Source organism: Pseudoalteromonas sp. 20-MNA-CIBAN-0454, assembly GCF_040308685.1.
GTDB classification, from domain to species: domain Bacteria; phylum Pseudomonadota; class Gammaproteobacteria; order Enterobacterales; family Alteromonadaceae; genus Pseudoalteromonas; species Pseudoalteromonas nigrifaciens.
Genome location: NZ_JBEOOB010000011.1, coordinates 33,317 through 43,441, shown reverse-complemented (window position 1 = coordinate 43,441; position 10,125 = coordinate 33,317). Strand labels below are relative to the sequence as shown.

Here is a 10,125-nt window from a genome sequence, read left to right as displayed (position 1 = left end):
TTAGAGTGTGAAATTATCTAAATCTGGGTGTGGTTCAAAATCACCAAGCCTTTCAAGCTCTGTATCTTGGCGCATTTGCTGATGCCAACGCGCTTCATCCCATATTTCAAATTTATTCATTAAACCAACTAGCATGATTTTTTTGCCAAGATCTGCATGGGCGCGCAAAGAAGGCGCTAGCAAAATCCGGCCATTTTTATCAAGTTGATATTCAGTAGCATTACCCAGCAACATGCGCTGCATACGACGGGCTCGTGGGTTCATATTAGATATTTTTGCTAGGCGGCTTTCTATTTCTTGCCATTGTGCCAATGGATATAACCATAAACACGGCTCATTTAATGCGACGGTACAAATAACCGTTCCCTGATCTTCAGACAATAGATCGTCTCGGTACTTAGTGGGTACCGCAAAACGTCCTTTATCATCCAAACTCAGCGAACTTGCGCCACGAAACATAAAAAGCCTACTTTAAAATTGTTTTAATCAACACTTTTGATTAACCCGATCCATTTTGATCCACTATAAACCACTTTTTACCACAGTGCTCCAGTTTAGGGCTTGACAAGGCTTTTTGTCAAGTAATCAGGCTTCCTTTAACGCGTCTCAAAGCTAGAAAAAATAAGGCTTAGCGTAAAGCGATTGAATTAAGTGGGAAAAAATGGAATTCGTGGTGAGATTTTTTCTTATCATTTTAAGTAACCTTTCGTTTACACTTTTTGCTTACTGAATAACCAGTGAACAATTACAAATTTTAAGGCGTGATTTAGCCATTTGTAAAATTTACTCAATTATATGGCAATTGTTACGACTCAAGTTAAAGCTGGCCAACCGTAAAACACATATATCAATATAAATCATATAGTTAAAGTTATTTTAAAGTTGGTTTGATCATTGCAGCTATATACTTACCAATAAATTTTTTAACTTTATTTTTATTAAGGATTGATTATGGCTACTGCAACAAATACTAAAACATCAACAACTACAGCGACTAAACCTGAAGTTAACGAAGCACCCTTTACAGAAAAAGCAACATCGGCTGCACACGACGCAGTAGATGCACTTTCTAGTAAAGCAGCCGTAGCAGAGAGCAGCGTAAGAAAAGGGGCAACTAGCTCTGCTGAAACACTGAGTGAAAAGCAACTCATTGCCCGTGAAAAACTAGGTGAATATACATCTAAAACACGCACCCTTGCAGCAGAGAACCCATTAGCAACAGCTGGAATTGCATTTGCCGCAGGTATGCTAGTAACTGCATTGTTTCGTCGTAAGTAAACAATGATGAATAATCCACAAACAACAGCGACCAAGGATGGTGACGCTCAAAATCAAACGGCCCAAGACGCGAGCCAAAAGGAAGATTGGCAAGATCATATTGCTAAGCTTTTATCCTATTCTGAGCAAATAAAGGATGACTACAAAACGCAAGGCAAACTTACCAAACAATTAGCAAAAGCTGAGTGGCATTTGTCGCTCAGATCACTTGCACTCATTACTATACTTTTGGGTTGTTTTGCCAGCGGTTTGATTTTGTTGTGGATTGTTTTATTGGGCGCAATTGGCTTTGGAGTTTATGAGTTATTTGCCTCTGTATGGCTAAGTATAGCAACCGCAACTTTACTACAAGTTATAGGCTTAATTTGGCTTTGGAAAAGTGCTATTTATTTAAGTAACAAAATTGGCTTTAGTAAAACATTACGTAGCTTAAAACAGTTATTTAACCTGAACTCTGGTTAAAAGATTTACTAACGTATTGAATCATAGCTATGTTTAAATTTATTTTCTCTAGCCAGAAACTTTCAGTGAAAACAAGACGAATTGACGCGTCAATAGCTGGCCTATTGCAAGTAAATTCAACGCAGTTAGCGCTTAAAGTAGCTGTTTGAGATAGATTTATTATCCAAAATTCAGGTTATTTAACCTTCAAGGAGATAACAATGCTGGTTAACTATTTAATTCAGTCGCCAAACAAAGCGGTGAATAATCTTAGTAAACAAATGGATTTACAAAGTGAATTAAAACGCCAACATCACATGGCGTTTAAGTACAGATTAAAACGCTTTGCGGTTACCAAAGTTGGTATTTCAAGCGCATTTTTAGCCGGTGCTGTTGTGCAGGCTAGTAGTACTAAATCTGGTTTAATCAAAAAATATGCTTGGCTAGCAAGATTATTAGCTTAATGGATAAAACCAGTGCCGCGCAATAAATAATAGCGCAGCACTAATTGATAGCTTTAGCCTTTGTTAAGCGGCTTAATTGATCATTGATCATAAATCGGCGATTCTAAATATTACCAAACTCACCGTTTTGATAATCACGAATAGCTTGCTGAATTTCAGCTTCAGTGGTCATTACAAATGGCCCCATGTGAGCAATTGGTTGTTGAAGCTCATCACCAGCTAAAATAAGCACACCTGCTCCTTGCTCTGTATATAAGTCAATGTCACTACCTGGTTCTAGTATTAACAGCTGTTTTGCTGCAATAACGTTACCTGCTTGCGTAGTTAACGAACCGGTATGAATATATAGCATCACTTTTTGCTGGCTCAGTGGTGGCAACTCAAAACGCTGTCCTGCAGGTAAAGTTACATCAGCTAAAGCGGCATTTGCAGCGAGTGTTTGTAGGCTTGATGTTAAAGCCTGATCGGCAAACTGCCATGTGCCTGCCAATGCTTTAAGTGTTACTCCATTATCATTGGTGGCAACTGGCGCAGGATGCGCTGTTGTATCTTGGTAAATTGGTGCGCGCATTTTTTCTGCACTGGGCATATTGATCCATATCTGAAAACCATGTAACCCTTCATTAGCATCTGCCAATGGCATTTCACTATGCATTACCCCTTTACCTGTACTCATCCATTGTACATCGCCTGCTTTTATGGCCTTTTTATTACCCATTTGGTCACGGTGTTCAAAGCCACCTTTAATAATATAGGTAAAGGTTTCCATACCACGATGAGGATGCGCAGGAAAACCGCCAATGTAATCGTTTTTATTATCTGACTTTAGTTCGTCAATCATTAAAAAGGGATCTAGGTGCTTGCCATCAAAACCGGGAATTCTACTAATATTAACGCCATCACCATCTTGGGTTGCGTGCGCACTTAGTTGTTTAATTACTTTCATTTTATTGCTCCAATAAAGTAGATAACACTATTTAAGCACACTGAAAATTTACGTATATATGTTTAATTCGTACCATTTATTCTTTTTAAACGAATTTTAGTTTTTATCCTAAAAAATTACAGTTTGCTATAACCGTTATTAAATGACTTGCTGTTAAAGTAGTTATTACAGCTGATTTTTGATTTAATAAGCAATGCTTTAATCCTTATTATTTATATGGTTATTAAACAAAAAGTTAGCTACAATTATTTTTGGCGTAAATCTCTATTAAGGCATTATTATTTTTACCACTTCACTTAAAAATCAGCTTTACCGTTTGCTTATTTTATTTAGCATTCCTGGGGTCGCTGTGATCATTTTTACGTTATTACTAGAACGTAACTATTCAATTAAGCAAAGTGAGCTACAAGCAACCAATATTGCCAACCGTTTTTCATTACAACAAAAAAATATGCTTGATGATATTGAGCGTTTAGCGCGCTATATCGCACAACAAGAAAGCAAGCATGATGAGCTGCTAACCACCTGCCCTGACTATTTTGAGCTATTTAAGTCACTCTACAATAATGTTGCTAATATTGGCATGATTGACTTGCAGGGGAATATTAGTTGCGCCACATCGGGGCAAGTAAAAAATATAAATATTGCAGATAGAGATTATTTTAAAAATGCATTAAATAGCGACATGCTATCTGTAGGCTATTTTCAGCTAGATCGAAGTTTACAAACAACAACGGTGAATTTTGCGCTGTCGTTAAAAAATACCGCTGGGGTTACCAAAGGCGCTGTTATAATTGTGATTGCCTTAGATTGGTGGAATGCAGCAATAAATGAAATTAACTTACCTGATGGATCGTTAGTTGCCATTGTTGATTCTAACACTAAAATTTTAGCTCACTACCCCAAAAACACTACTTTAATAGGTAATAGCATTGCCCAAAGTTATGTGGAGTCGATGCAGGCTGATTCTCATTTTATTACAGATGAGCAAGGTGTTATCCGTATTTTTTCTCGCTCAACTATTTATAACGATCCACATAATAACAACTTAGATATTTATATTGGTTTACCCGTCACCGATGTTTTAGCACAAATAAATCATAACTTTATAATCTCTTTAACTGTATTTATAATCTTTTTATTACTGCTAACATTTATTGCCTACAAACTACTTAAAGTAAGTATTTTTACACCTATTAATAACCTAACTAAAGCAACCGACAGCTTAGCAAATGGCGTTATGCCATCTGAGCAAAATGATACTCCTAACAGCCCCGAGCTCAAGGTTTTATATCAACGCTTTAAAATAATGGCTGAAACTCGCTTAGCTACTGAGGCTAACCTTAAAAATAAACACGATGAGTTAACCAGTTTATTAAGTGCACTGCCAGATAGTTACTTAAAGATTAACAACAAAGGTGATGTTTCTAATATTGGGGGATCATTTAATATTCCTGATGTTACGCAATCGGTAAACAACTTAACTTTAGCTAGTTTTGTTACTGAGCGTAATGCACAGTTAATTCTCAATAACCTCCCTACTTCAACTTCAAAAAGCTCAAGTAACTTAGAGTTTACCTTGCAAAGCCAAACTGATATTAAAAGCTTTGAAGCCAGAATAAACCCAATGCAAACTAACCATGAGTTTGTAGTAGTGCTACGCGATATAACCCAGCGCAAACAAAATGAAGAAGCCCTACACTTAGCGTCGCTTGTGTACGGTAACAGTAGTGAAGGAATGGCTATAACCGATGAAAATGGCATTATATTCGATGTTAACCCTGCTTTTAGTAAAACCACGCTTTTTTCTAAAGAAGAAGTAATTAATAAAACGATCAGTGTTTTGTCCTCTGGCAAGCACGATAAGACATTTTATCAGGCTCTGTGGGCAGAACTAACAAGCACGGGGCGTTGGCAGGGAGAAATTATTAATCGCCGTAAAAATGGTGAGCTTTACGTGGAATGGTTAACTATAGATACTGTGTATGATGACAATAACATGCCGGTTCGTCGTATAGCCATATTTACAGACTTAACAGAAAAAAAACAAGCCGATGCGCTTATTTGGAAACAAGCTCACTTTGATCACCTTACTGACTTACCGAATCGATTAGAGTTAAAAAAACGTTTAAATGAATGTTTTACGCGTGTAGAAAATAATGCCGAGCAACTGGTTATTATGTTGCTCGACATAGATCACTTTAAAGACGTTAACGACACTTTAGGGCACCATTATGGTGATGCTTTACTTAAATTTGTGTCGCAGCGTATTTTAGAGTCAGCAAAAAATGCCGAGTTTGTTGCCCGCATTGGCGGCGACGAATTTGTAATCGTATTTAGTAAAATTAAAGAACAGCATATAAAGCAAATAGCTGAAAATATTTTACTTAGCTTGTCATCGGCTATTTATATTGAAAACGAAGAGTTGTTTATTAGTGCCAGTATAGGTATTGCCTCAGCCCCTAATGATGGCGAAAATACTGAGCAGTTACTCAAAGCAGCCGATCAAGCAATGTATAAAGCAAAAGTTAATGGCCGTAATGGCTTTGAATTTTTCTCCCATGACATGCGCGAAAAAGCGCAAATGCGCATGCTGCTACTTAAAGAATTACGAACAGCAATAGAGCTTGAGCAGTTTGAATTGTTTTATCAACCTATCGTCTGCCTAAAAGACTTGCACGTACACAAAGCTGAAGGATTAATTCGTTGGCGTCACCCTGAAAAAGGCTTAATAAGCCCTGCTGACTTTATTCCGTTAGCTGAGGAAACCCGACAAATAAATATACTTGGGCAATTTGTTTTCTCCCAAGCATTACAAACACTCAATGATATAAAAGCACACATAACCAATGATTTTCAGCTGAGCGTTAATGTATCGCCAATACAGCTATCTACCCCAGATAGCGGGATAGATGAGTGGGGAGCTATGCTTAATGCAGCAAACCTGCCTGCATCATCAATTGTTGCTGAAATAACAGAAGGCTTAATGGTCAACCCTGAGGCTTTAACACAAAGCCGTTTAAAGGCACTGGTTCAGTCGGGAATGCAATTAGCCCTTGATGATTTTGGCACCGGTTACTCTTCTCTCGCTTACTTACAAGAAATGGATACCGACTACCTTAAAATAGATAAACGCTTTGTTGATAACATTAATAAAGGTAGCCAGGAGCTGGTATTGTGCGAAACCATTATCGTTATGGCGCACCAGTTAGGGTTAAAAGTAATTGCTGAAGGAATAGAAACCAAGCAGCAAATGCAACTGTTACTTGAAGCTGGTTGCGACTATGGGCAAGGCTATTTATTTTCAAAACCCTTACCTAAAGAGCAGTTTATGAGCTTACTAACCACAAGCCAAATCATTGCACTAAAATAACCACAGCGTTAGGCACCAAACATTACCCAAGTACTCTATTATGAGTACTTGTAAAGTTACTTACCTATTAGGCTCTTTCACATCAAGATGATCGGCAACATAGGCTCCGCGCTCACCTCTTTTTTTATCTGGGCCTATTGTACTATCTATTGCAGTTTGTTGCTCTGAGGCAGCATTAATTGTCGCCCCTAAAATTACAATATAAGCACTAATGTATAGCCACATCAGCATAATAACCACCCCACCTAACGAGCCATAAGTTTCGTTATAACTGGCAAATTTCGATACATAAAATGAAAAACCAATTGAAGCGACTATCCATAAAATTGTCGCAATAACAGATCCTAAGGTGATCCAACGCCATTTAGCAGGTTTACGATGCGGCGCGTAACGGTATAAAAGCACTAAGGCAAAGTTAAAAGTAAATGCTAATAATGGCCATGAAATAAACGTGATGAGTAAATCTATATTTTCTTTTAATCCCACTAAATTAAGTACTACCGGTAAAATACCAATAATTAACAGCGCAAAAATAGCCACTACAATAGCGCCAATCGAAAACAGAAAGCGTACAAGTTGCGCTTTAAAAAATGAGCGTTTTTCATATTCCTGATAACTTATATTACAGGCTGTAATTAATGCTTGGCTGCCCTTTGAACTACTCCAAATAGTTAATATTAATGTGCCAATTGCGCTCAAACTCAAGCTAGTACTTGAGCTTTGGGCGATACTGGCTATTTGCGACAAAATTAACTCTCCGGTACTCTCTGGTAGCAGCTCAATTACCTGACTTAAATGCGCCCCTATATCTGTAGGTGATGCAAAATAGGCATAAATAGATACAAGTGCAGCAAGCGCTGGAAAAATAGCCAGTAACGCATAAAATGCCACGCCAGCGGCCACTAACGATAAATTATCACGACTCATTTGAGTAAAAATACGCTTAGTAATATCCCACCAACCAAGCAACGGAATATTTACTGGTTGCTGTGCATCTTGACCACGTTTTACATCGCTCATTTTAACTCCTTTGTTATATAGCAGTAAGAGAGCAAAATGTTTGCCAACACCAATGCGCTTGGTATTAAACTTGCTATTATTGTTTATAAAGATGATTTAACACGGATAACCCCCATGCTCAGTGCTTTAAATAACATTATAACTGCAGTTAATGCAGCCCCTGCTACTCCAAGCATTAAAGCCGATGTATTGTCGTGGGCGTTTTTGCAAGAGCAAAGCATGCAATTCCTACATGTAGTAGTGCAAACCTTACCCACCCTATTTTTAGGGATTATTATAGTTGTAATAAGTTACATCCTTGCCAGGCCGTTATCACGCCTATTAATTAAACCTATTGAATATTTAACCGATAGTGCACTTATTCATCTGGTTATAAGACGAAGTATAAGTATTTTAATCCTACTATTGGGTATTTACTTGTTTTTACGTTTAGCTGGGCTGACACAGTTTGCCGTAGCTATAATGAGTGGCACTGGTTTGATAGGGCTTATTCTCGGTTTTGCATTTAGAGATATTGCCGAAAATTTTATAGCTAGTTTATTATTAAGCATACAACGCCCTTTTAAAATAGATGATGTAATTGAGGTAGAAGGCCGCCTCGGCATAGTTAAAAAAGTAACCGCTCGCGCAACCACTTTAGTTGACTACGACGGTAACCATATTCAAATACCTAATGCCACTGTGTACAAAAATATTATTAAAAACCTCACTGCCAACCCTAAAATGCGCGGCAAAGTAGAAATAGGCATAGGGTATGATAACGATATACGCAGCGCACAAACCCTAGCCCTCACAATTGCAAACCAACAAAACGCAGTATTAACCGATCCACCTGCGCAGGTACTAATTAAAAACCTAGGCTCATCAACAATTAACTTTACGTTATTTTTTTGGGTTAATAGCGAGCAGTTCAGTACCACTAAAGTGGCCTCACAGCTAATGCGAGAATTAGTAAACGAATTTACTAGTCATAACATCAGCATGCCAGACGATGCCAGAGAACGCATTATACTTAGCGATCCTAACCTTGAAGCTGTAACCCCAGAAAAAAGTGAGCCTATAGCGCCAACTAAAAAAGTATCAGAAACACAAGCTCAAGCCAAAAACTTAGATGACGTAAGTAGCGACACCGATGAAATACGCGAGCAGGCCGATCAATCCCGCGATCCCGAGCAAGGTAAAAATATTATCTAGTTAAAAATCAGGGAGCTAGTTTTATAAGGTCGTATCAGGTTATATCGAGCCTACTTTTATTTTAGACACAAAAAAGCCCGCAGTTTGCACTGCGGGCTTTTTATTGAATGAGTGAGTTAGCCGTATAAGCCGGGTTCTGTCCTTTCCGAAGAAAGTGATAATCATTCGTCTAGGCCATAAATCGCTCTATGGCTCAAGCAACCTACCCGGTTCTGACGTGGGCCACGCGTTCATTATTTAAAATGATAGAACCCTATTTGGTCTTGCTCCGAGTGGAGTTTACCTTGCAACCGACTATTACTAGCGGCCCGGTGCGCTCTTACCGCACCCTTTCACCCTTACCAATCCGAAGATTGGCGGTCTTCTCTCTGCTGCACTTGTCGTGGGCTCGCGCCCCCCAGCCGTTAACTGGCACTCTGCCCTATGGAGCCCGGACTTTCCTCCCCCTGATCATTTTCGTCACAGGCAGCGATTATCTTGGCTAACTCGGCGCGGATTATACCTGAGGATAATGCCAAGCGCAGTAAAGATTTACCCTTTTTCGTCAATTATTGTTTTATACAGCGCATTTTTTTTCATACCAAAGTAATCGGCTACAATACCGCAGGCTTTTTTCATTGGCATTTCGCTTTCAAGCAGCGCTAGCATTTTACGTGCTTCAGGCGGTACGTCGTCTATTAGCTTAGGTTTACCCGGCAACATGAGTACTATTTCGCCGCGCTGCTTGGTAGGATCGTTAGTTAAAAATGCTTTTAACTCACTCACACTGCCATTAAAAAATGTTTCAAAGGTTTTAGTCAGCTCTTTAGCAAACACCACTTGCTGATCATCGCCAAGTGCCTCGGCTAAGTCATCAAGGCTTGCCATAATACGATGGGTACTTTCATACATTATGCTAGTAATGCCAGAATTAACTGCATCAATAAAAAATTCTTGGCGTGCTTTACTTTTTGCTGGTGTAAAACCAACAAATTGAAAGCGATCAGTTGGTAAGCCAGAACAGCATACAGCGGTTATTGCAGCGCATGCTCCAGGAATAGGTGTAACATGTGCGCCTTGCTCGCGGCATAAATTAACCACCGCATAGCCAGGATCGCTGATCAAAGGTGTGCCTGCGTCTGATACTAAGGCTATATTTAAGCCTTGATTGAGCTGATCGATAATTTGTTGTGCTTTTTGCTTTTCGTTATGATCGTGTAAAGCAAAGGTTTTAGCCTTGATACCAAAGTGGCTAAGTAGCTTGCCAGTATGGCGTGTGTCTTCAGCAGCGATTAAGTCAACTTGCGATAATGTCGCGATTGCACGCTGACTTAAGTCGTCATAATTGCCAATTGGGGTGGCTACAATGTAAAGAGTGCCAATTTTCTGTGAATTCTCCTCATTTAACATTGAGGTCTCCTGCGTCAGTC

At 38.9% G+C, this 10,125-nt stretch carries 9 protein-coding genes and 1 other RNA gene; 5 read left to right on the top strand and 5 right to left on the bottom strand.

Features of this window, described 5'->3' with window-relative positions:
- On the bottom strand, window positions 1-459 hold the full coding sequence (gene mraZ / locus AAEZ22_RS07380) for a division/cell wall cluster transcriptional repressor MraZ (protein WP_011329161.1): 459 nt from the start codon (window positions 457-459) through the stop codon (window positions 1-3).
- A 492-nt stretch (window positions 460-951) separates the two neighbouring features.
- Here mraZ and AAEZ22_RS07375 point away from each other — a divergent pair, with 492 nt between their 5' ends.
- The 3 genes from AAEZ22_RS07375 (at window position 952) to AAEZ22_RS07365 (ending at window position 2,183) form a co-directional block, all read left to right on the top strand.
- A complete protein-coding gene (locus tag AAEZ22_RS07375; protein ID WP_011329162.1) occupies window positions 952-1,278 on the top strand; it encodes a hypothetical protein in 327 nt (108 codons plus the stop codon).
- Window positions 1,279-1,284: 6 nt separating this feature from the next.
- Entirely contained in the window at window positions 1,285-1,740 is a 456-nt protein-coding gene (locus AAEZ22_RS07370) for a threonine/serine exporter family protein (protein ID WP_182683955.1), read from the top strand.
- A gap of 200 nt (window positions 1,741-1,940) precedes the next feature.
- The gene (locus AAEZ22_RS07365) at window positions 1,941-2,183 is read left to right on the top strand and encodes a hypothetical protein (protein ID WP_011329164.1); all 243 of its coding nucleotides are present in this window, start codon (window positions 1,941-1,943) and stop codon (window positions 2,181-2,183) included.
- A 103-nt stretch (window positions 2,184-2,286) separates the two neighbouring features.
- Here AAEZ22_RS07365 and AAEZ22_RS07360 read toward each other — a convergent pair whose 3' ends face one another.
- Complete coding sequence (locus tag AAEZ22_RS07360; protein WP_086993251.1) at window positions 2,287-3,129, bottom strand: pirin family protein; 843 nt, start codon at window positions 3,127-3,129, stop codon at window positions 2,287-2,289.
- 349 nt (window positions 3,130-3,478) lie between these two features.
- Between AAEZ22_RS07360 and AAEZ22_RS07355 the strand changes: the two genes are divergently transcribed.
- Complete coding sequence (locus AAEZ22_RS07355; RefSeq protein WP_352296699.1) at window positions 3,479-6,502, top strand: bifunctional diguanylate cyclase/phosphodiesterase; 3,024 nt, start codon at window positions 3,479-3,481, stop codon at window positions 6,500-6,502.
- A 60-nt stretch (window positions 6,503-6,562) separates the two neighbouring features.
- Here AAEZ22_RS07355 and AAEZ22_RS07350 read toward each other — a convergent pair whose 3' ends face one another.
- Window positions 6,563-7,522 carry a YihY/virulence factor BrkB family protein gene (locus AAEZ22_RS07350; protein WP_182683928.1) on the bottom strand — a complete coding sequence of 320 codons (960 nt, stop codon included), beginning with the start codon at window positions 7,520-7,522 and terminating at the stop codon, window positions 6,563-6,565.
- 114 nt (window positions 7,523-7,636) lie between these two features.
- On the opposite strand from AAEZ22_RS07350, the gene AAEZ22_RS07345 reads away from it, so the two are divergent.
- The gene (locus AAEZ22_RS07345) at window positions 7,637-8,716 is read left to right on the top strand and encodes a mechanosensitive ion channel family protein (protein WP_352296746.1); all 1,080 of its coding nucleotides are present in this window, start codon (window positions 7,637-7,639) and stop codon (window positions 8,714-8,716) included.
- A 109-nt stretch (window positions 8,717-8,825) separates the two neighbouring features.
- On the opposite strand, the gene rnpB is transcribed toward AAEZ22_RS07345, so the two are convergent.
- Together rnpB and rsmI are read right to left on the bottom strand one after the other, a co-directional pair.
- An RNA gene (gene rnpB / locus AAEZ22_RS07340) (RNase P RNA component class A) lies at window positions 8,826-9,204 on the bottom strand.
- A gap of 43 nt (window positions 9,205-9,247) precedes the next feature.
- Window positions 9,248-10,105, bottom strand: coding sequence for a 16S rRNA (cytidine(1402)-2'-O)-methyltransferase (gene rsmI / locus AAEZ22_RS07335; protein WP_086995415.1), 858 nt, complete (start codon window positions 10,103-10,105; stop codon window positions 9,248-9,250).
- Between the last annotated feature and the right edge of the window lie 20 nt (window positions 10,106-10,125).